The organism is Brachyspira murdochii DSM 12563 (genome assembly GCF_000092845.1).
GTDB classification, from domain to species: Bacteria; Spirochaetota; Brachyspiria; order Brachyspirales; family Brachyspiraceae; genus Brachyspira; species Brachyspira murdochii.
The window spans coordinates 471,428-493,991 of the sequence record NC_014150.1; the positions used below are offsets into that span (position 1 = coordinate 471,428).

At 28.1% G+C, this 22,564-nt stretch carries 17 protein-coding genes and 1 pseudogene; 5 read left to right on the forward strand and 13 right to left on the reverse strand.

The window, feature by feature from the left end:
• Positions 1 to 94: 94 nt before the first annotated feature.
• Entirely contained in the window at positions 95 to 820 is a 726-nt protein-coding gene (locus BMUR_RS01920; RefSeq protein ID WP_013112908.1) for an outer membrane beta-barrel protein, read from the forward strand.
• A gap of 27 nt (positions 821 to 847) precedes the next feature.
• Here BMUR_RS01920 and BMUR_RS01925 read toward each other — a convergent pair whose 3' ends face one another.
• On the reverse strand, positions 848 to 2,044 hold the full coding sequence (locus tag BMUR_RS01925; protein WP_013112909.1) for a cyclic nucleotide-binding domain-containing protein: 1,197 nt from the start codon (positions 2,042 to 2,044) through the stop codon (positions 848 to 850).
• Between the two features lie 130 nt (positions 2,045 to 2,174).
• Positions 2,175 to 3,467 (reverse strand): adenylosuccinate lyase, encoded by a 1,293-nt coding sequence (purB, locus tag BMUR_RS01930; protein ID WP_013112910.1) that lies wholly within the window; start codon positions 3,465 to 3,467, stop codon positions 2,175 to 2,177.
• A 170-nt stretch (positions 3,468 to 3,637) separates the two neighbouring features.
• Between purB and BMUR_RS01935 the strand changes: the two genes are divergently transcribed.
• The gene (locus tag BMUR_RS01935; protein WP_013112911.1) at positions 3,638 to 4,654 is read left to right on the forward strand and encodes a threonine aldolase family protein; all 1,017 of its coding nucleotides are present in this window, start codon (positions 3,638 to 3,640) and stop codon (positions 4,652 to 4,654) included.
• Positions 4,655 to 4,724: 70 nt separating this feature from the next.
• Here BMUR_RS01935 and BMUR_RS01940 read toward each other — a convergent pair.
• From BMUR_RS01940 to BMUR_RS01955, 4 genes and pseudogenes are all read right to left on the reverse strand, one after another.
• A pseudogene (locus tag BMUR_RS01940) lies at positions 4,725 to 6,550 on the reverse strand (methyl-accepting chemotaxis protein).
• A gap of 117 nt (positions 6,551 to 6,667) precedes the next feature.
• Positions 6,668 to 7,564, reverse strand: coding sequence for a class I SAM-dependent methyltransferase (locus BMUR_RS01945; protein ID WP_013112912.1), 897 nt, complete (start codon positions 7,562 to 7,564; stop codon positions 6,668 to 6,670).
• 22 nt (positions 7,565 to 7,586) lie between these two features.
• On the reverse strand, positions 7,587 to 9,083 hold the full coding sequence (nusA, locus tag BMUR_RS01950) for a transcription termination factor NusA (RefSeq protein ID WP_013112913.1): 1,497 nt from the start codon (positions 9,081 to 9,083) through the stop codon (positions 7,587 to 7,589).
• Between the two features lie 42 nt (positions 9,084 to 9,125).
• On the reverse strand, positions 9,126 to 9,692 hold the full coding sequence (locus BMUR_RS01955) for a ribosome assembly cofactor RimP (RefSeq protein WP_013112914.1): 567 nt from the start codon (positions 9,690 to 9,692) through the stop codon (positions 9,126 to 9,128).
• Between the two features lie 243 nt (positions 9,693 to 9,935).
• Here BMUR_RS01955 and BMUR_RS01960 point away from each other — a divergent pair, with 243 nt between their 5' ends.
• A complete protein-coding gene (locus BMUR_RS01960; protein ID WP_013112915.1) occupies positions 9,936 to 11,462 on the forward strand; it encodes a phospholipase D-like domain-containing protein in 1,527 nt (508 codons plus the stop codon).
• A gap of 28 nt (positions 11,463 to 11,490) precedes the next feature.
• A complete protein-coding gene (locus BMUR_RS01965; protein ID WP_013112916.1) occupies positions 11,491 to 12,435 on the forward strand; it encodes a leucine-rich repeat domain-containing protein in 945 nt (314 codons plus the stop codon).
• 89 nt (positions 12,436 to 12,524) lie between these two features.
• Here the strand turns inward: BMUR_RS01965 and BMUR_RS01970 are convergent, their stop codons facing one another.
• Positions 12,525 to 14,378 carry a methyl-accepting chemotaxis protein gene (locus tag BMUR_RS01970; RefSeq protein WP_013112917.1) on the reverse strand — a complete coding sequence of 618 codons (1,854 nt, stop codon included), beginning with the start codon at positions 14,376 to 14,378 and terminating at the stop codon, positions 12,525 to 12,527.
• 241 nt (positions 14,379 to 14,619) lie between these two features.
• Between BMUR_RS01970 and BMUR_RS01975 the strand changes: the two genes are divergently transcribed.
• Positions 14,620 to 15,903, forward strand: coding sequence for a galactokinase (locus tag BMUR_RS01975; RefSeq protein WP_013112918.1), 1,284 nt, complete (start codon positions 14,620 to 14,622; stop codon positions 15,901 to 15,903).
• Positions 15,904 to 16,036: 133 nt separating this feature from the next.
• Here the strand turns inward: BMUR_RS01975 and BMUR_RS01980 are convergent, their stop codons facing one another.
• The 6 genes from BMUR_RS01980 to BMUR_RS02005 form a co-directional block, all read right to left on the reverse strand.
• The gene (locus tag BMUR_RS01980; protein ID WP_013112919.1) at positions 16,037 to 17,773 is read right to left on the reverse strand and encodes a DUF342 domain-containing protein; all 1,737 of its coding nucleotides are present in this window, start codon (positions 17,771 to 17,773) and stop codon (positions 16,037 to 16,039) included.
• A gap of 33 nt (positions 17,774 to 17,806) precedes the next feature.
• Positions 17,807 to 18,610: a class I SAM-dependent methyltransferase gene (locus tag BMUR_RS01985; RefSeq protein ID WP_013112920.1), complete on the reverse strand. Its 804-nt coding sequence runs from the start codon at positions 18,608 to 18,610 to the stop codon at positions 17,807 to 17,809.
• A 65-nt stretch (positions 18,611 to 18,675) separates the two neighbouring features.
• Positions 18,676 to 19,419, reverse strand: coding sequence for a PASTA domain-containing protein (locus BMUR_RS01990; protein WP_013112921.1), 744 nt, complete (start codon positions 19,417 to 19,419; stop codon positions 18,676 to 18,678).
• A gap of 21 nt (positions 19,420 to 19,440) precedes the next feature.
• On the reverse strand, positions 19,441 to 20,379 hold the full coding sequence (fmt, locus tag BMUR_RS01995; RefSeq protein ID WP_013112922.1) for a methionyl-tRNA formyltransferase: 939 nt from the start codon (positions 20,377 to 20,379) through the stop codon (positions 19,441 to 19,443).
• Positions 20,380 to 20,440: 61 nt separating this feature from the next.
• Positions 20,441 to 21,889, reverse strand: coding sequence for an HD-GYP domain-containing protein (locus BMUR_RS02000; protein WP_013112923.1), 1,449 nt, complete (start codon positions 21,887 to 21,889; stop codon positions 20,441 to 20,443).
• A gap of 25 nt (positions 21,890 to 21,914) precedes the next feature.
• Positions 21,915 to 22,532 carry a hypothetical protein gene (locus tag BMUR_RS02005; RefSeq protein WP_013112924.1) on the reverse strand — a complete coding sequence of 206 codons (618 nt, stop codon included), beginning with the start codon at positions 22,530 to 22,532 and terminating at the stop codon, positions 21,915 to 21,917.
• Positions 22,533 to 22,564 lie beyond the last annotated feature (32 nt).

A 22,564-nucleotide genomic window follows, 5' to 3' on the forward strand; every position in this document is an offset into this window, starting at 1 on the left:
ATATTTATTATATTACTGAATTAAAAAAGACGATAAATATTAGGATATATAATATTATTATATAAAAATGAGAAAGGAAGTTTAATATATATTTATGAGAAAGTTATTTTCAACGGCTGCTATTTTTATATTAATAAATTTATCTCTTTTTGCTGAAAGCGGATTTGAAGGAATATTCAATATACCATTAGGACTTTCTGCAGGAATACCTATGGGTACTAAAGATAATACTGTAAAAAAAATAGGACTTGGTTTTGATATAGGAATTACTGCTCAATTCGGATATATAGTAGATTTTAAAAATGGTGTGGGGTTAAGCATATTGGGAGAAGCAGGATACAGTTATGATACTTATGCATATACTATACCTTCATCAGACAAAAGCATAAAAAATTTAAGTTCTATCTCTTTTCACAGTCTTCAGGTAGGACTTCTTCCCAAAATCAATATAAAAGATTTTTCTATAGGTATAGGCGGAGGATTAAAAATACCTATAGCAGGAACTATTGATAATAAAACTACAACATATGGAACTAATTATACAGCAGAAGGATACAATGTAAATATACTTGATATAGTTAACGAATACGACAAAATGAATGTAATACCTTATGTTAAATTAACATTTGATTATTCTGTATTCAATGACTATAATGTAGCAGCAAACTTCGGATTATATTTTGATTATGAGTTTGGCACCAGAAAAAAAATAGATGAAAAAACATATACTTCTGTAGACAGCTTCGGTGCAGGACTTCAAATTGGTTTAAGATTCAGCCCTTTTAAAAAATTGCCAGTCTCTAATGATACTAATAAATAAAAATCTAAAAATAACTGAAATTATTTATTATGATTTTTTTAGAGAAAGTCTTTTTTTGTATATCTCATATTCTTTTATAAAGTTATTTATATCAAGTATATGTATATAATTCTCATCATCTATACTGATAAAGCGTATTTTTTTCAATTCATTTTTTATCATATTAATGTCATTATTATAGCCTATTACAGCTGCAATATCCTGCAATTTATATAAAAGCTTTGCTGTATTTACATCTTTATTAAGGAATAAACTCTCAGTTCTAACTATATAATATATAGTAATGAGAAGTTTCATAAATATATCTTTACTGCTAAGTGCCATAACTTTAAGTACACTATTTCTTATTTTTGTACAAATTATTTGAAGATAATATGGTCTTAAAGAGTTTACATTAGCAACTATTGATATGAACTCTTCTTTTTTTAATAATTTAATTTTAGAATCTTCAAGTACTATTGTTGTAGTTGAAAGAGGCTGATAGGTAATATCCGGTATATATCCGTCTATAAGATTATTGCTGGAATAAATAGCTCTTGTAACCAATTTTGAATTTATAACATTATACACGCCTACTTTACCAGAATTGATGAGATAAAGATAATTACTAGCCATAAATTCCGTATATAAACAATATCCTTTCTTATAATAAAATATATTATCTTCAATTGCTTCTGGTTCCGGCAAATTATACTCTTTCATAGAAGCTATCATATCTTTAATATCTTTAATACTGCTGCTGTTTGGAAAAAATTTTAGATATTGATTATATATTTCATAAGCAGCTGTCGGAAAGTTATTATCATTATATACTTGAGCCAAGTTTAAAACATATCCCTCATTGATATCATATTTAGTCATAGAATGATTATGCGAAAGATTAATATAATATTTGCTTAGCCATATCTCTAGAGAATTTTCTAAATAATTATGCATTTTTTTTATTAAATCTTTATTATATATATTAATAATATCATCTACATTTATTTCAAGTGCCTCAATATCAGTATCCGCTTTAACATTAAAAAAGTATGGTTCATTTAATACCGAATTTACAAGTCCTAATATATCGCCGTTTGTATATTCCATATTGCTGTCAAAATATTTTCCGTATGAGACAGCTTTGCCGCTTCTAATTACATAAAAAGATTTTTTAGGATAATTATCCTCTATAAAAATGATAGAAGATTTTTTAAATGATACAATATTATTATAATTAATCATCATACCCCCCATATACATATAATAATATCATATTAACTTATAAAAAATATAAGTCAATATTAGATAATGATTTTTTATACAAATAAAAAGAGACCTTATAAAAATATAAAGCCTCTTTTATTTTTCATTTTTATATACCAAATCTTTTCATTATAACATCAATATTTCTCAAATAATAAGCATAATCGAAACAGTCATCTATTTCTTTATCGCTTAAATATTTTTTTATATCTTCATCTTTATGAACATTCTCTCTGAAGTCTTCGTTATTGAGCCATCTTTTCATTGCATTTCTCTGAACCCATCTGTAGGCATTATCTCTATCAATTCCTTTATTAACTAAACTTATCAATATTCTTTGACTGAATATTAAACCGCCTGTTTTTTCAATATTTGCTTTCATGGCATCTGGATATATTAAAAGTTTATCTACTATATCAATAAATTTATTAAGAGCATAATCAACAGCAATCGTAGAATCTGGAAGTATAACACGCTCTACTGATGAATGGCTTATATCTCTTTCATGCCAAAGTGTAATGTCTTCCATAGAAGCTAGTGCATTACCTCTTACAATTCTTGCTAATCCAGATATTCTCTCACAAGTGATAGGATTTCTTTTATGAGGCATAGCTGATGAACCTTTTTGTTTTTCGCTGAAATATTCCTCTGCTTCTCTTATATCTGTTCTCTGCAAATTTCTAATTTCTGTAGCAAACTTCTCTAATGAACTTGCTACTATTGCCAATGTAGTAAGATACTGTGCATGTCTGTCTCTTTGTATTATTTGAGTAGAAACTTTATCTGCTTCTATTCCTAACTTTTTACAAACAATCTCTTCTATCCTAGGGTCAATATTGCTGTAAGTACCTACTGCTCCTGAAATTTTACCTACAGAAACCTGTTTTTTAGCCTCTTCTACTCTCTTAATATTCCTTTCATTTTCATCATACCACAATATAAATTTTAATCCCAATGTCATAGGTTCAGCATGTATACCATGTGTACGTCCTATACAAGGAGTATATTTATGTTCTTTAGCCCTTCTTAATAAAACCTCTGATAATCTTTTTAAATCATCAAGTATTATTTCAGCAGATCTTTTCATCATCACAGCCAAAGCAGTATCTTTAACATCGCTTGAAGTTAAACCTTTATGTATATACTGTCCGCCCTCGCCTACATTTTCCTGAACAGCTGTTACGAATGATATTATGTCATGATTGGTTTCTTTTTCTATTTCGGCAATTCTCTCTACTGTAAAAGCTGCTTTTTCTTTAATATTTTTTACTGCTTCTGAAGGTATCTCTCCAATTTCAGCCATAGCCTCACATGCAGCAATCTCAACATCAAGCATAACCTGAAACTCATTTTGCAAGCTCCAAAGCTCGCCCATTTCTTTTCTAGTATATCTTTTTATCATAGATTATTTATCCTTAATATAAAAAATTATAAAATACTAAATCATTATAGATAAAATTATAAATTATTTCAATTATTTTTTAATATTAGTTGTAATTTATAAAAAAAGAAATAGAATTATTTGAAAATAAAAATTAAAAAAAGTTTTTATATAAATTGGAGTTATAAAAAATGAAAATCTATGACTTAAGAAGCGACACCATTACAAAACCAAGCGAAGCAATGCGTAAAGCAATATACAATGCAGAATGCGGCGATGATGTTTATATGGAAGACCCAACAGTAAATAAACTTCAAAAAATGGCTGCTGAAATTACTGGAAAAGAAAAAGCAATATTTGTTTCAAGCGGTACTATGGGTAATTTAATACCTATGATGATATTAGGAAGAAAAAATAAACAAGTTCTGCTAGAAGAAGAATCTCATATAGTACATTATGAACTTGGAGGAGCTTCATCTTTAGCAGGTATTATGCCTCTAACTGTAAAAGCTGATAGAGGAATACTAACAAAAGATATTGTAAAAAATTATATTAAAGAACAGCCTTATTATATGTCAACTGTAAGTATAGTTGAAGTAGAAAACAGCCATAACAGACATGGAGGAAGTGTTTATCCTATAGAAATATTAAAAGAGCTTTATGACTTTACTAAATCAAAAAATATCCATCTTCATATGGACGGTGCTAGAGTTTTTAATGCATCTATAGCAAGCAAAAAATCTGTAAAAGAAATAGCTTCAAATACTGATTCTATAACATTCTGCTTATCAAAAGGACTTGGTGCACCTATGGGAGCTATGATATGCGGAAATAAAGATTTTATTGATGAGGCATTCAGCATAAGAAAATTAATAGGCGGAGGAATGAGACAAATAGGACTTATGGCAGCAGCTTGCATATATGCTTTAGAACACAATATAGAAAGCCTAGAAGAAGATCATCAAAAAGCAAAAAAAATAGCAAAAGCAATAATTGAAAGTAAAATAGGTGATATTAATTTGGATAATGTTGAAACTAATATAGTAATAGCAGATACTAAAGAGCCTTCATCAAATATATTATCCAAATTATCAGAACAAGGAATAAAAGCAAGCTCTTTCGGAGACTATAAAATAAGATTTGTTACGCATAGAGATATAAGTATGGAAGAAACAGAAGAGGTTTGCTCTATAATAAAAAAATTATAAAACAAAATATTTTAATATATAAAAGGAGAGTGTAAATAAATACCTCTCCTTTTTTTATTATAAAAAATAATTATTTAAAATCAGAATCAAGCTTAAAATATTCCAATTCAGATGACAAATTACTTGTACCCTGCACTACTTCTTTTCCAAGTAAAGAACTTTCATTAACAAGTTCTGCATTTTCCTGTGTAATATTATTAAGTTCATTCATAGCCGTATTAATTTGTTTTACACTCTCTTCCTCTTCAGAAGCAGATTCATATATTTGAGAAAGTATATCAGATACATCTTTAGCAGATTTCTCTATTTCTACAAGTATATCCAAAGAACGTTTTACAGATTCATCACCTACTTCTATTTTTGCAACAGTTTTTTCTATTATGTCAGTTATATTTCCAGCTGCTTCATTAACATTCTGTGCCAAGGCTCTAATTTCAGAAGCAACAACAGCAAATCCTCTGCCCTGCTCACCAGCACGTGCCGCTTCAACTGCTGCATTAAGTGCTAATATATTAGTTTGAAAAGCTATAGACTGTATCAATTTTGTGATATTTGATATTTCCTTACTAGATTCTGAAATTTCTATCATATTATCATATTATTAGATATATCGCTTACAGCAGAAACTCCGTTTTGAGTGGCCTCTGTAACTTTAACACTCATATTTTTGGCATTATACGAACTTTTTGAAGTATTTGATATAGCAGAAAAAAGATTCTCAATAGAACTTGTAATCTCTTCAACAGCTGCTGCCTGAGATGAAGTGCGGTTGGATAAATTATCTATTCCTCCTGATATCTTTTCTGAAGAAGTATTAATAAGAGATATATTAGTCTTTAATTCAGAAACTATAGTATGCATTATATGCTGCATATCATTAATAGAATTAGCTAAAACCCCTGTTACATCTCTTCTTTTTAATTCTTTTTCATCAAACTGACTGTCAAATCTTCCGTCCTGCATCAAAGTCATTATAGTAATGGCATGGTATAAATTATTAGATAGAGGTATTACTATTTTAGCTACTAAAATAAACTCAAGAACTATAAGCAGTATTATACATAAAAATAAACTTATAATCATAAATCTGAACTGAGAATAAAAAGGTTCAGCACTTCCTTTGAATACCAATATCCAAGGAGCATTATCAGTTTTTTGAATAGAATACCATTCATCTTTTATAATATTCAAATCCCCAATATGAGATGATAAATTATTTTTAAAATCAGAAAATATTTTATAAGTAAATAAATTATTAGTTTCATTCAAAATATAATCACTGTTTTCATGCGTCATAAAAATACCTTCTTCAGAAACTATGTAAACATCTTCTGTAAAATTCTTTTTAAGGCTCTCTGTAATAGCATTAATATTGGCAAAATCTATGGCACACACACCTTTTAAAGCTCCATTAGTATAAACAGCCTTACCAAATGTTACAGTAAGTTTATTAACAGCAAAATCAATATAAGGCTCACTAATCATTATATCACTAGCAGCAACGGAATCCTTATACCAATCTCTAGAAGTTTGATCATAAGTTAGAGGATAAACTTCCAAAGTATTCATAAATACACCGCCTTCCGGATAAGGAACACTTCCTCCAAAATAAACATTTAAATATCCAGTATTGAGCTTTTGAACATTCGTAATAAAATTTCCAAATTCTGCCCAGCTAGGATTAGATTCCAAATACGCTCCCATCACATATATAGTATTTTTAAGCTCTTCAACATATCCTTCAGTTCTTGTTTTTGCTTCTAAAGTTTGCAGGTACTTTTCTCTTAAAAATCTTGATTTATATAAAGGTCTGTAAACAAAACAAATTATGATAAATAATACTAATAAAAATATTATAAAAGGAGCTAAAAATTTAACCATCAATCTATTTTTCATAAAAAAATCCTTTATACAAAATAAAAACATATACTTTAAAATATATAGATTATATTTACAAAGTCAAAAATAATTATACTTTTTTTATAAAAAGAATAAGAAATTATTAAAAATATACTAATTTTTTAATTGTGCTATGATTCTTATATTTTCACCATAAGACCATAAATTGTTATTATCATAATAATTAATGAATGTACTATTAGGAGCAGCAAAAGTTTTGAAAGCAAATAAAGAAAATGAAAAGAAATTTATTAAACTTGGAATACTTCCTTCTAATATATTAGCCCTCAATTTATCATTGTATCTTGAAACTGAATAGTTGCTATACTGACATTCTATAATATTTAAATCAGCTTTTTTTACAAACATTTTTAAATTTTCAATATTAAAATTAACAATATGCTCTGTAGATAAATATCTCATAAGAATATCATAACTGCATTGATTTTTATTAGGAGAATTAGGCACTTCTATATATAAATATCCATTATCTTTAAGCATATTCTTAATTTTAATAAGTACATCAAAGGGATTTTTAAAATGCTCTATAACATGCGAAAGCATTATAATATCGTACTTCTCTTTGCTTTCTAAAAAATTAGTATTCAAATCAATATCATATTTATTTTTAGCGTAAAGTCTTGCATTATCATTAAGCTCATAACCATAAACATCACAGCCATTTTTTTTAAATATGTTAAGAAGCAGTCCGTCAAAAGCACCAATCTCACATACTTTTTTATTATGAAAGTCAATATACTTTTTTATAAAATTAAACTGAGATAAACTCCTCGCATAACGCATCTTACTTTTAGCTGTCTCAAATAACTTATTTTTTATATTATTATGATATTCATTTTTATATAAGATGTATATTTCTTCATCAGTAGGCAAATCTATAAAGTAAAGTCCGCAATTAGAACATTGATAAACCTTTTTATCACTCTGCCATATATTTTTTATAGTGCCTATTTCAGAATAATTCTTACTTCCGCAAACCTCACATATCATAAAAATAACTCAATTATATAAATTATTCAAAAGAAAGCTCAATTCCACATTTAGGACATTTAGTCATATCCTCTGTAATGCTAGAACCGCAATTAGGACACTCATAAACTTCTATCTCTTCAACAACCTCTTCTGAAGTAGTTTCATATTCATCTTCGCTTTCAACTATTTCTACAACATCTTTCATTACAAGCATCAGATTATCAACAGTATCTTTATCGAGATTTGTTTTCTCCATAATCTCTTCAGCTGATAAGTTATACAATTCTTCTATAGAGTTAATACCATTATCTATAAGAGTTTTTATTATACTCTCATCAATACCCTGTAGAGAATAAAGATTACTTTCAAATACTTCTGCCGCTTCTGCCGCTTCTGCTTCACTAGAATTTTCTGTCTCTTCAGCAGTATCTGAGAATATTTGATTTAATGGTACAATATCTTTCAATAATTCTGGATTTTCTTTAATATCTGTTTCTGTTTTTATATCAAAATAATATCCAGTAAGCTGAGAAGCTAGTTTTACATTATAACCGCTTTTACCAAGTGCCAAAGAAAGCTGCTCATCTGGTATGATTATCATAGCTTCTTTTTTCTCTGGATCTGTGATGATAATACGTATAGGTTTGGCTGGAGTTATTGCCTCAGCTATATATTCTCTAATATCTTTAGACCACTTTACAACATCTATTTTTTCACCTTCAATTTCTTTTATAATTGACTGTATACGTATACCTTTCTGACCTATACAAGCTCCTATAGGGTCTACTTCTGGTTTATTGGATACAACTGCAACTTTAATTTTTAAGCCCGGCTGTCTTACTACATTTTTTATTTCTATAGTACCGTCTGCTATTTCTGGTATTTCAAGTTCAAAAAGTTTTTTAATAAAATCTGCTTTTGTTCTAGTAAGAAGTATTTTAGTAGGTATTTCTTTGCCTGTTCTGTCATCTTTACCGCCCTGAACTTTATATATATAAGCTCTTATTCTGTCGCCTACTGTATAATGTTCTCTAGGAGACTGATCTTTTTTCTGTAATTCCCCTTCTGTTTTTCCTAGATTTATATAAATAGTTCCTTTATGCTCTCTTTGGAAATATCCGTTTACAAGCTGATTTTCTCTTCTTTTAAACTCATTATATATAATATTCTTTTCAAGGTCTGAAATCTTCTGAAAAAATGTAGTTTTAGCAACCATACTCTCTATTCTTCCAAATGCCTCAACCTGATCAACAAGTATTAATACTTCATCACCCAAATTAATATCTTGGTCTAATTTTTTAGCCTCTTCTAAAGATATTTCTTTATTTTTATCTCTTACTTCTTCTACAACGTTAGCTCCCTTATATACAGTAGGATTATTTTTATTATCAAAATGAATATGAAAATTTATATCATTTCCATATTTCTTTTTTAGAGCTAATTCCATAGTAGATGCTATAACTTCTTTTAAAAGCTCTACACTAATATCCTTTTCATCAGAAAGCTGCTGTAAATAAGTTCCAACGTTTTCAAACATTTGATATTCTCCATTTTTTTATTTTTATATTATCATAATATATTAACAATTTAATCTTGCTTTTATAATATCATTTTTTAATATTTTGATATTTTTTTCATTAATAATATTATCCTCATCCAAAACATTTATAATGATATAATCATCTTCAGCCTCTTTTAATTCCGCATAAGATGTAATAAACTGCTCACCGTCTCTGTACTTTATTTTTATAGGCATGCCTTCAAAAAGTTCATACCTGTCATTAAATTTCCATCTAAATCCCGCAGATGAAACTGTTATAGTATAATCACCCTCATCATATCCGTTTTGCTTTATACATTCCTGAATCTTTCTTGTAGTTTCTATGCAATGAGTATGAGATACACTTTCTTTCTTTTTATAAATAACAGCATATACTTTTTTGTTATCTGAAATTGCTCTCACTTTCAAATCAAGCAAATATATACCGTCTTTCTCCAAAATATCCTTTATACCATTAAATAATAATACTTCATCTATAATAGGCGTAGTCTTATTAGATTTCTCTTTCTGTAATTTCTTTTTTTTAGGTACTCTGCCGTACTCTTTTTGTTTTTGCGGTTTTATTTTACTATTTTTATTATTCATATAAAAGCGGCGTATAATATATTTTCCTAAAACATAAAAAAAGAGTGTCGGTCTCTTTCCAGAAAAGAAAACCAACGCCCTTCATTACAAATATTTTCGGAAGTAATACTATTTTAACGTACTAATGATTTTTGTCAAGTGTTTTAATGAATTTTATTATTATGTTAATATTATTTTTGTTGACATTTATTATCTTTCTATATAGTATTAAAAGCTATCATAAAAAATAATATTGGAACGGAAATGGTATTTTATATATTAACTATTATATTTTTTTTGTATGTTGTATCAATAGCTATAAAAATGCTTCTTGAAAACAGACCGCCATACTCTTTTATAGCTTGGCTTACAGTATTAGTGTTTTTACCTTATATAGGAGTAATATTTTATATATTTTTAGGAATGGATTGGAGAAAATCAAAGAAAAAAATTTCAGCAAAACTTCCTGAAGATATGATAAAAAAATATTTTTCATCACTATTAAAAGAACAAATAACAATACTTGATAATATGCAGGGCAATTACGGCAGAAATATCAACTTAGTAAAACTTGCTATAAATAGCGGATATTCTCCTATTACAGTACAAAATGAAGTTTATGTATTTGATGAAGGAGAAAAACTTTTTAATGCGGTAATAGAAGATTTAAAACTTGCAGAAAAAACTATACATATGGAATATTTTATATGGAGAAGCGATGAACTTGGAGAAAGAATTAAAAATGTTCTTATCAAGAAAGCCAAAGAAGGAGTTGAAATAAGACTTATATTTGACGGAGTAGGCTCTTTAATGAGAATAAGCAAAAAATACAGAAAAGAATTAAAAAAGAACGGTATAAAATTTCTTTATTATCATGATCCCTTTTCTATATTATGGACTAGATTTGTAAATTACAGAAATCACAGAAAAATAGTTGTAGTTGATGGTGTTGTATCCTATATGGGCGGAATGAATATGGGACAGGAGTACATAGACGGAGGAAAACGTTTTGAATCTTGGAAAGATGTACATATGAGAATAGTAGGAGATGCCTGCAATCTTATACAGAATGTGTTTGTATGCGACTGGTATAATGCAGGAGGAAGAGATTTAGAAGCATTTAATATAAGTGAAAAAAAACATAAACTTTCAAGAAAATTGAAATATATTGATAAGGAACTAGATGAAGAAAGAATTTCAATAATAAGAAAAGATTTATTTCCAATATCAGCAACAGATAAATTTCTGCCTATTCAGATTATAAGTTCTGGTGCTGACTCTAAATGGGACAGCATACAAAAAGTATATTCTAAAATGATAGAAGAAGCAAAAGAAAGCATATATATAGAAAGTCCGTATTTTGTTCCAGATGACAGTTTTTTAGCTGCTTTAGAAAATGCTGCTTTATCTGAAGTGGATGTGCATTTAATGATAACTGGAAAACCTGACAAACTTGTAGCTTGGTGGGTAGCTCAGACTTATTTTGAAACGCTTCTCAAAGCTGGAGTTAATATATACTTGTACGAAAAAGGATTTTTACACAGCAAATTCTGTATAATGGATGGAAGAATAGTATCATGTGGAACATGCAATATGGATATACGAAGTTTTTATTTACATTATGAAATGAATGCGGTTATATATGATACTGATATAGCCAAAAAATTTGAAGATATATTTAAAAAAGATATGATGAACTCCCATAAGGTAACTATAGAAGAATACTCTAAACAGCCTATGCTTGTAAGATTAAGAAACTCAGCCTGCAGGATAATAGCACCAGTTCTTTAAATATAGCTTTATATTAGGAATGTATTTTATGAAGAATATAAAAATATCGGTATTGGATAATCAAGCCATATCTAATTTAAATGCCTCCGAAGAAAGCCTGACATTATTTGTAGATGATATAGGAATACCTAAAGAAAATATTTCTGCACTTAATGAAGTTTTGAGAGTAAGAGAAGACTTCTTTTTGAACATCTCCTCAGATAAAAATGATTCTTATAAAAATAATATAATGGGTAATGATTTACTAAGAGCCTTACCAGATTTGAAAAATCTTGTATATCATGCTTCTATGAAATACCCTTTAAAAAGTATTGATATATTTGCAAGACTTATTAACTTAAAAAGCCTGCATCTATATGGTGATTTGCCTAAAGATATGGAATTAAAACCGCTTGATAATATAGAAAATCTTGAAAGCATATATATAGAAAACGGATTAACATTAAGACAAGATGTGTATTTAGCTATGAGAAGCACAATAAAAGAAATAGGTGCTGGAACGTTCAGAATGGAATCTTTTGATAAAAACCCTAACCTAAAAAAAATAGCAATTCTTTCCGGAGTCTCTCATGAAGAAGAAATGCCTAAAAAACTTCCGGAACTTGAAGAGCTTTATATAGAAAAAGGAAAAAATATAAGATCATTCAAATTCTTATCTGAAATGAAAACTCTAAAAACTTTAGAATTAAATAATATACCAGAACTTAAAGAGCTTCCAGATTTTAGTCTTTTAGAAGATTTAAAAAAAGTTGTATTAAAAAATTTAAGAAACCTAGAAAATATGGACTCTGTATTAAATCATGCAAGAGTAAGAACATTAATACTTGAAAATATAAAATGCTTTAATATAGATGCTATATCTAAAGAAACAGCCCCAAGATTAAAATTTGTATCTGTAATTACTGATGATAAAATATGGGATAAAAGAACTCAGAAACTTCTTGAGGAAAAAGGCTTCAAGCCTGCTTTATAAAAAATTAATATTTGTAAATAAAATTATAATATAAAAAATTAGCCTGACTATTTTATCAGGCTAATTAATAATTAATATAGATAATACTTTTATAATTTGAAATAACTTACAGCTTCTATCAATTTCTGTGCCTCGCTGCTCAATGTAATACTTGCATCTTTTGACTGCTCTACCAAACTAGCATTTTCCTGAGTACTTGCATCCATTTTTAATACAGCTTGATTAACCTGCTCTACTCCAGACTGCTGTTCCACTGCTGTTGTAGAAATATCTTTCATTATGCTTGCTGTACTTTCTATTTTATCTTTTATATCGGTAAATATTTCCTGTGATTTTCTAGCTGCTTCTGCTGCTACTTTTATTTTTTCATCAGAGTCGGCTATTAGAGAAGTTATATCTTTAACAGAAGTCTGAGTATTTTGTGCTAATGTTCTTACTTCAGAGGCTACAACAGAAAACCCCCTTCCCTGCTCTCCTGCACGTGCTGCTTCAACTGAAGCATTAAGTGCCAATATATTTGTCTGAAAAGCTATATCTTCTATAAGTTTTGTTATATTAGTAATTTTTCTGCTTGCTTCATAAACCGCTTCCATACTTTTAGTAGTGCTGTCTATTATAAGTCCAGCCTCTTCCACTGATTTTTTGGAATCATTCATCATATTATTTCCTATAACCGATTTTTCAGCAGAATTTTTTATATTTGAAGCCATCTGTTCCATAGAGCTTGCTGTCTCCTCCAATGATGATGACTGGGACTGAGTTCTCAATGCTAAATCATTATTTCCGTTTTCTAATTCTTTTGAGGTTAATTCTATATTGTTTGAAGAATCTATTATATTTTCAACTATATTTTTTAATTTTTTTATTGTATTATTAAATCCGTTTGCTATTATTCCAAATTCATGATTTTTATATTTGCTGCTTAAAAATTTAGTTGGTGCTTTAACTGTAAGATCTCCGTTTCCAAGTCTATTTAAATCATTAGCTAACTTTGTTAAAACTTTTGATATATGAACATGGACATATCTTACCACTATAAATGAAGTAATAAAAAGAAGCAACACACTTAAAACAACAGTTATTTTTATAAGAGTATTTCTGTCAGAATAAAATTCACTTTCAAGCATAGTAACACACATTATCCAATCTATATTATCAAGCCTTGAAAAAGCCATTACTTTTTTGCCTTCATCTTCATAATGTAAAGTACCTTTTCTTTCAGTAGAAGCAGCAGCAAGTGCATTTCTTGATCCTTCTGATACAGTATTAATCTTTTGAACATCTTTATGAGCTACTCTCTTACCGTCTTCATCTACTACATAAATATTACCAGTTTTTCCTATAGTGATTTCAGAAAAATATTTTTTAGCAAAATTATCCCATTTTAATTCTGCCGCCAAAACTCCGGCTGGTTTTCCTGTATAATCAACTACTCCTGATAATACGGTAATAACATATTCATCATTCATAGGAGACATTTCTATCTCATCTGCTATTGAATATTTATATCCGCTTTCTATTAAACGATTCCACAATCCTCTATTTGCTATGTCGCCTCCTATAGTATTTTCTGATGTGGAAGTTACTAATTTTCCATTTAAATCAAATAAAGAAAAAGAGGCAAAATGATCTCCCAACTCTCCTAATAATTCTATCAATTCACTTTCTGCTATAGTTAAATTAAGCTCATTAGGTGTTTTAAAATAATCCAAAAACTCTGATTCTTTTGCGATTACAGAAGTTAAATCTCTTTGATCATTTAACCACACAGAAACTAAATCCCTATATCCGTCTGCTGTTTCCATAAATCCTCTTAAAGCAGTATTTTCTATAAATACAGAAGAAGATGATATTATTACTATCATAAGTATAATAAGCATTATAGCTACAGACGATATAATAGTAAAAGGCATTCTAAATTTTAAAGTTTGCATAAATTTCATAAATAACTCCATAAATCATTATAGTAATAGTATATTATAAAAATTTAAAAAAATCTATATTAACGTAAATATTTTTTACTAAAAATGATAAAAAATATATATATTTTACATAAAAAGTAAATAAAAAGTAAATATTTTATATATTTGTAAATTAAATTTATATGATTGTTTTGTGATTTTTTCTTTGACAAAATTATTATAATTGTTTATCATGATAACATAATAAATATAAGGATTAAGTATGTATAATATATCCCAATTAAAAGAATTATTAAAAGAGAAGAAAATGCATGAAAAATTTTCATTAATATACGGAGGAGATGAAAAAAGCATATCTGAAGCCTATAATAGACTAGAAAAAACAATAAAACATTTTGAAAGTATAGATAAAAGCGAAGAAATATATTTATTTAGTGCCTCTGGAAGAACAGAATTATCAGGCAATCATACTGACCATAATAACGGATGCGTACTTACAGCATCTATAAATTTAGATAAACTTGCTATAGTTTCAAAAAGAAATGACAATAAAATAGTAGTTTATACTGACTATTCAAATAATCCTGATGTTGTAGATATTAATAATTTAGAAATAGACAAAAATGAATACGGAAAATCAAATGCTTTAAGCAGAGGTGTTTGTGCAGGGATAAAAAAAGAAGGATATAATATAGGCGGCTGTACAATATCATTAAATAATAAGGTGCTTATAGGAAGCGGATTAAGCAGTTCTGCAAGTTTTGAATCTTTAATTGGAGAGATACAGAATGCATTATATAATGATGATAAGATAAGCAAAGTAGATATAGCCAAAATAGGACAATATGCTGAAAATATATATTTTGGAAAACCATGCGGACTTATGGATCAAATGGGCTGTTCTGTAGGCGGAATTATGTCTATAGATTTTAAAGACAATAACAACCCTATTATAGAAAAAGTAGAATATGATTTTGAAAGTAATGGATATGCTCTTATGATAGTAGATGCTAAAGGAGATCATAGTTCTCTTACTAATGAATATGCTGCTATAAGAGAAGAGATGAATGCCATTGCTGATTATTTCGGTAAAAAAGTGTGCAGAGAAATAACTAAAAAAGAATTAATAGATAATGCTTCAAAATTAAGAGAAAAAATCGGCGACAGAGCTGTAATGAGGGCTTATCACTTCATAGAAGAAAATGAAAGGGTAATAAATCAGATAAATGCTCTAAAAAATGATGATATTAAAACTTACATAAAACTTATGAATGAATCAGGACTTTCAAGTTTTATGTATTTACAAAACTGCTATTCTGTTACAAGTTCAAAAAATATGGGAGTAGCTTTGGCTATATGTCTTACAAAAGATTTCCTAAAAGGCGAAGGGGCATGCAGAGTACATGGAGGAGGTTTTGCTGGTACTATACAGGCTTTAATACCTTTAGAAAAATCAGAAGAATATAAAAAATATATGAATAATGTATTTGGAGAAGGAAGTGCTGTAAAAATAAGGGTAAGGCAAGCTCCAGTATGCGAAATCTAAAATAATTTATCATAAATTATAAAAGAGAAATCTTTCTCTTTTTTATACAAAAAAGCATAATACATAATCAGCTAAAATTTTTAAATGATTATGTATTACGCTTATTTTTTATAATATTAATAGAATAAGATTATTAATCTTCTTTTATTTCTCTAGGAAAATCATATTCCTCCAAAGGAAGAAGTTTAGGAGCTTTTTCTGATATATCTCTTAATTCCTTAGAATAAAAATATTCAGTACCTGAAATCTTTTTAGATATATATTTTCTCATACTTGATATATAAATAGTAACTCCCGGAAAAAATCCTTCCATAGATGTAATGCTGCTATGAGATAATTTTTCAAATTCAGCACTCATTTCATCTCTTCTAGCCTCAAGCTGTGCTGTTTCTTTAACAAGGTTAGTAATTCTTTTTAAGATATCTTTTATACCCTCTCTTTTATTTACTGGTATTCTCTCTATAAAAGCTTTAGGATTTTTAAAATACTCTGTACCCAAAAGTGATTTTATTTTACTTATCTCTTCTTTATTGGTCTTAACTGTAGCAACGATATTTTTAAACTCAGCATCAGCCTCAGCATCTCTACCCACTGTGATAGTAGTTTTTGATTCACTCATAGAACCTATACTTTTAGCCCAAACTCCATTTAAAGCTTTAACATTTCCTCCGATAATAACGCCCTTGCCTTCAAGCACTATTACCCTGTCATTACACAATATTTCAGCATTAACTAACTGATTAGCAAGTAAATCCCCCTTACATATTATGGAGGCATTTCTTATAAACTGAGAAGATAATTTGCCATTAACATATATTTTACTGTTAGTTCCGCCTATTATACCGCCTGAAACTATTAAATTTCCAGCACATTCTATTTCAGCATCTTCTATATTTCCTCTTACTAAGATATCTCCTTCAGTTTTTATAGAAAAACCGGGAGCAACATTATCTCTGATAATAAGAGAACCATTAACTTCTATATTTCCAGTAGATAAGTCTACTTTATCTATTTCAGCAACTGTACTTACAGATAAAGTATTATTGTGATTGCTTAATATACCTCTTATAGAGCTTCTAATAATTATACCGTCTTCATCTACTTTAACATTTTTTCCTAATTTGTAACAAGGATCTTCATCATAATGTGCTTCCATAACAACATCATATATATCAAGTCCGTCCAAAGAAGGCTTTTCTTCCATAAAGTGTGCTATTTGAACATTAGCTTCTATATTGTGTATAAAACCTCTTTCTTTAAAGTCTATAGCTCCGTCTTCTGATTCTTTACCTGTATCTATAGTGAAATCATAATCTAGTATAACTTTCTGAACATTTCCGTCTATAGGTTTTCTTCCCTGAACAAATACACACATTACACCTTCATCATATTTCAAATTATAAGCAACTAATTCTGCTACTTTATCATAATCTACCATTAATTTGATAGGTATTTGCGATATTATTGTCTGTATTTCTTCCAAGACAACTTGTTTTTTCTGCTGTTTTTGAGGCGGCAGTACCATGACACCTCTCCATTTGTCAGCAACATTGATAACTGGTATGATAGATACTGATTTTAATTCATCATAAAATACATATCCATGCTCTGTAGATCTATAATTACCAGTCATTTTATCAAACTTCACATTCTTACCAGCTTTTATACCCTCACGTTTAGAAATGGATCTTAATATGGCATCTCCGGGGTGAACATAATTTTTTACAAGTTCTTCATACAAATTTTGATCCTTACTATCAATATCCACAATTTGATCATAAATTTCTCTGGTATTAATTGTATTATCATAATAAAACTCATAATTGTTAGGATCTATTGATAATGTTGGTTTTATAATTTCCTTAGCCATATATTCTCCTTAAAAATCTGCAAAAAACTATTCTCATTTCTTACACAAGAAGAGCATAACATCTCCTCTATTAAATAATTTAACATATTTATCAAAAAAAGCTTTAATTATTTTATTAGGTTTCTTCTCTATTGGTATAGATCCCCAAGAAAAATCACTAATAATATTAAAACCAATATTTTTCATATAATTCGATAATGTAGTCTTTGAAAACAGCCATAAATGCTGCGGCATAACAGCCCTCCAAGCTCCTTTATACTTTTTTGCAAACATACCGTCTGCGTTTGGTGTTGTTATTGCCAAATACCCGCCTTTAGCAAGTATTCTGTAAATTTCTTTTAAAGTATCTGCAGGATTGGGTACATGTTCTATAACATGTGAAAAGTGTATAAATGAAAAATAATCACTGTCAAATCCTACTTCTAGTAAAGGTTTTTCATGAACTACAACACCGTAATTTTTTCTTGCATACTCAGCAGATGATGAACATATTTCAATACCCTGAGCATTATAGCCCTTAGTCTTTAAATAATTAAGCATCATTCCAGTAGCACATCCTATATCAAGTACATTTTTATTAGGAAGTTTGCTTTCTATTTTATCAAAGCCTATATCTTTCATAGCAAGCTTCATAAGACCAAAAAAATTGTCCTGATTGGTTACTTCATATTCAAAATAATTATCACTATATATATCATTTATCTCTTCTTGGCTTAAAACAGGATATTGATATATAAGTCCGCAATTTAAACATTTATTATAGCTTACTAAATCTGTTTTTATATAAACTTCAGATTTAGTACTGCCGCAAAATTCACATTCTTTTCCTTCAGCCATATAACTCTCCGATTACTATATTCGGAAAAAAATGCTGCATTCTTTAAATTTAATATAGAAATATATTATTGCTGATTTTGAGATTTTTTATTATTAACAGTTAATATTATCTCTGTATTCATACTGACTACATCTTCAGCTGCAGGAATTTGCGAAACTACTATATCGTTTTCATAAAGAGAATCATTTATTTCTACTTTTGGAAGTATAGCAACATTTGTCATAGTACTTAAAACATCATTTGTAATAATACTGAGTGCTTCCTCATATTTAATACCAGTAACATCTGGCATTTTTACTAAAGCCTGTTCTGCAGCATTAATAACTAAATAAACAGTTCTTCCTCTTTTTACCTTAATTCCGCCTTTAGGCTCCTGACTTACAACTGTACCTAATGGATAATTATTAAAATAATGAGTTTGAATATTAAGATTCATACCCTCTTTCTCTAAAGTATTAAAGGCCTGAAATACTTCCTTTCCCTCAACATCTGGAAGTACAAAAGATTCGCCTCCTGATTTTACTATGACAAATACAACTATACATACAACCAATATCTGCAAAACAAAAAGTATTAAAGCAAAAAGTGTCAATCTTCCAAAAACAAGTAATGATTTAGAATCGCTTACTATACCATCCGGTAAAATAATATTTATAAATTTCTTTATATAAAAAATTATCTTATTTAAGATATTACCAAAATGTTTATTATCTTTTTTAACTTCTATTTTTTCTGATTTTTCAATTTTTATTTCCGCTTTTTCTTCAGTATTAGTTTTAACTTCAGATTTATTTTTTTTTCTGCTCATTTATAATTAACTCCAAGATTATTAAAGAAAATATTCGCCTATATTTAATTTATTTCCGCATAGAAATTCTTTTACTGTCTGTCTTTTTTTGCCTTCCCTTTGAAGTTCCTTTATTATATAAATACCATTAAGTGCCTGAATATAAATACCTTCATTATTAACATCAGCTATTTTTCCAAAATCACTTTGACAGTTTGTATTATATTTATATTCACTCTTAAAAACTCTTATTGATATATCTTTGTAAAAACAATATGCTGTAGGCCATCTTACAAAAGCTCTTGTCATATTATGAAGGCTAATAACATCTCTTGAGAAGTCAAGTTTACCATCTTCTTTTTTTATCTTACTGCAGTAAGTTGCTGAAGAATCATCTTGTTTTATCATATTAGATAAGTATCTGTCAGCATCTTTAAAAAACTCTTTTAATAGATAAACACCGCTTTCTTTTATTCTATCATATAAATCATTAAATTGCCAGTTATCTGCTATATCAACCTCATGCTGAAGTATGATATCACCTTCATCTAATTTAGCATCCATTTTTTGTAATGTAGTTCCGCTCTTTTTAAATCCGTAAAGAAGTGCATGCTCCACCGGACTTGCTCCTCTAAGTATAGGGAGAAGAGAACCATGAATATTAAGAGGCATTATTTTAGGAAGTGCCAATGTTCTTTTAGTTAAGATTTTGCCATATGCCACTACTATCAAAAAATCTGGAGCAATATCTGTCAAAATACCGTAAAACTCATCTTTATTAATACTTTCAGGCTGAAAAAGATTAAGATTATTTTCTAAAGCTGCCTCAGCAACAGGAGAGTTTATTATATTACCCTTTCTGTCTTTCTTTGTATCAATTGGTGCTATTACTCCGCTCAAATTGACATTATCTGTTTTCATTAATTGTAAGATACAATCTCTTGTAAAATCGGTTGAACCTGCTACTATAACATTATACATCATCAGATGATTATATATTTTTATTGTGAAAAGTCAAATAAATTAAAAAATAAATTTATATTTATTGCTCAATAATATTGATACCTTTAACATCTGAAAGAAATTGGCTAAACAAAGAAAATGCTATCGGATCTATTTTTATTTTTTCATCTATAAACATAGCTCTCATAAACATAACAACTTCTTCAGGATTTTTGTTTCTGCTTCCATTCATAAATGTTAAACTATCATATATATCAGCTATCTCAAGCATTTTAGCTGGAAAATATGCTAAAGCATCAGCATTAACAATATCTTCTGTTTCAAAAGTCATTAAAAAATCTATTTTATGCTTAGGATCATTCGCTTTTTTATCAATAAAATTTTTCATTATTCCGCTGCCGTAACCATAGCATTCATGATGAAGACCGGCAATTAAAGCTGCCTCATCTTTTTGATTTAATACGTATTTAAGAAAATAATATGCTTTTAATGTATGAAAATCCTTAAAATCTCCATCTTTAATGAACTCATCTGTAGGTATAAAATCCATAATATTAAGCATAGCAACATCATGATAAAATGCTCCTACAGCATAATTAACTATCTCTGAAGCTGTAAATTTTCTTATTCCAAGTTTATATAATTTCTCTAGTTTTTCTATTCCTTTAGAAATATTGAATTTATTTAAAACCACTCTATAATATTCTAAATATTTATCCTGATAATCCTGTCTTAATTTATTACTAAGTCCCTTATTAAAAGTATTATTATAATAATATAAAAACTCTACCATAAGTATAAATACTCGGTTACTATGACTGAGTATATTGGAATCATTAAGTAAATCTAAATTATCAAAAATATCTCTAAAAACATATTCTTTTTCCAAATAACTTACTATAGAGTTCATGATACTGGAAATCATAACTTCAGTTTCGGTATTAATAATATTATTAGAATTTTGTTTAGACGTTTTTATGTATTTAATATATCTTATAAAGTCAAGCCTTGCAATAATACCCAATCCTGTTAATATACGTTCTATAGAAATAGCTATTTCATTACTTACCTTTTGTGCTTTAGATTCTAGTTTTAATTCATCTGCATAAGGCTTTAGCAAATAGATTCTATTATTTGGTTTTTCTTTTACTATCTTTTCTAAAAATATGGAATTAGCCGATTTTAATTTTTCATTTGAAGGCATACAATTTTTATATATATGATAAAAATAATCATATTCACTATATTCACTTTCATCAGATCCTTCTACTACTGTCTTTTTATTGGTTTGAGGATTATTCAAATTAAAAAACTTACTTGAAAATGATGATATATAATATTTTACATTTCTAAGCAAAATATTATTTTTTTCACTAATAAGAATATCTACACAAGAACCCGGTACTATAATACTTATACCATTAGAGTTTACACAAGTTATTTCTATATTCTCATGAATTATTATTTCTTTAAGCTCTAATATTTTATCAAAATTAATTTCATAGTATTTATTCATCGCTTTAAACATAAATACACCTCAAAATTATTATAAATTAATTATTTTCCATTTCCTGTAAAATTTCCTCTATATGCTTAAGCTGTCTGTCGGCTGTTTTATTATAATCTATCTCCCCAAGTGCTATTTTGTAGGCCTTATCTATCAAATTATCCATTTCAAGTTTAGCCTTATTTTTCATTACTTTATCGGCTAGTTCTTTTGTTAAAGCCCATCTCTCTTTAGCTAAATTATAGAAAAATACTGCATATTCAAAACTTTTCTTTATATCCTCATCAAACTGGGAATTATAAAAATAATAATTTTCTTTATCATAAAGCCCTGCAAGATAAATATAATTCTGAGTTATAAGATAATTAAACTGCATATGCATAAGATCTTTATATCTAGTGTAAGCCTCTTCTGTTTCTATAATAGTTAAAGCTCTATTAACAAAATCAAAAGGGGCATTTAAAGCTCTTTCAAGATAATCTACATTTCTGAGCAAATCATATTCGCCGTAATAGGAAGGCAAGGAATAAAGTCTGTAATAATCTTCTGCATAAACTATATAACCGTAGTCTTTTTTCTCTACTATAGTAGACTCTTTCATATTAATCTTAGGATATAGATTTACGCTAAAAATTATAATTAATAATAATACTATCTTCTTCATATGCATACTTACAAATAAAAATATTACTATTA

Bases quoted from the DNA above. Each gene is read 5' to 3' on its own strand.
- BMUR_RS01935 (WP_013112911.1), top strand. From the start codon at position 3,638: ATGAAAATCTATGACTTAAGAAGCGACACCATTACAAAACCAAGCGAA.
- BMUR_RS01960 (WP_013112915.1), top strand. From the start codon at position 9,936: ATGGTATTTTATATATTAACTATTATATTTTTTTTGTATGTTGTATCA.
- nusA (WP_013112913.1), bottom strand. From the start codon at position 9,083: ATGTTTGAAAACGTTGGAACTTATTTACAGCAGCTTTCTGATGAAAAG.
- BMUR_RS01965 (WP_013112916.1), top strand. From the start codon at position 11,491: ATGAAGAATATAAAAATATCGGTATTGGATAATCAAGCCATATCTAAT.
- BMUR_RS01925 (WP_013112909.1), bottom strand. From the start codon at position 2,044: ATGATTAATTATAATAATATTGTATCATTTAAAAAATCTTCTATCATT.
- BMUR_RS01970 (WP_013112917.1), bottom strand. From the start codon at position 14,378: ATGAAATTTATGCAAACTTTAAAATTTAGAATGCCTTTTACTATTATA.
- BMUR_RS02000 (WP_013112923.1), bottom strand. From the start codon at position 21,889: ATGTTTAAAGCGATGAATAAATACTATGAAATTAATTTTGATAAAATA.
- BMUR_RS02005 (WP_013112924.1), bottom strand. From the start codon at position 22,532: ATGAAGAAGATAGTATTATTATTAATTATAATTTTTAGCGTAAATCTA.
- BMUR_RS01985 (WP_013112920.1), bottom strand. From the start codon at position 18,610: ATGGCTGAAGGAAAAGAATGTGAATTTTGCGGCAGTACTAAATCTGAA.
- BMUR_RS01975 (WP_013112918.1), top strand. From the start codon at position 14,620: ATGTATAATATATCCCAATTAAAAGAATTATTAAAAGAGAAGAAAATG.
- BMUR_RS01980 (WP_013112919.1), bottom strand. From the start codon at position 17,773: ATGGCTAAGGAAATTATAAAACCAACATTATCAATAGATCCTAACAAT.
- purB (WP_013112910.1), bottom strand. From the start codon at position 3,467: ATGATAAAAAGATATACTAGAAAAGAAATGGGCGAGCTTTGGAGCTTG.
- BMUR_RS01990 (WP_013112921.1), bottom strand. From the start codon at position 19,419: ATGAGCAGAAAAAAAAATAAATCTGAAGTTAAAACTAATACTGAAGAA.
- fmt (WP_013112922.1), bottom strand. From the start codon at position 20,379: ATGTATAATGTTATAGTAGCAGGTTCAACCGATTTTACAAGAGATTGT.
- BMUR_RS01955 (WP_013112914.1), bottom strand. From the start codon at position 9,692: ATGAATAATAAAAATAGTAAAATAAAACCGCAAAAACAAAAAGAGTAC.
- BMUR_RS01920 (WP_013112908.1), top strand. From the start codon at position 95: ATGAGAAAGTTATTTTCAACGGCTGCTATTTTTATATTAATAAATTTA.
- BMUR_RS01945 (WP_013112912.1), bottom strand. From the start codon at position 7,564: ATGATATGTGAGGTTTGCGGAAGTAAGAATTATTCTGAAATAGGCACT.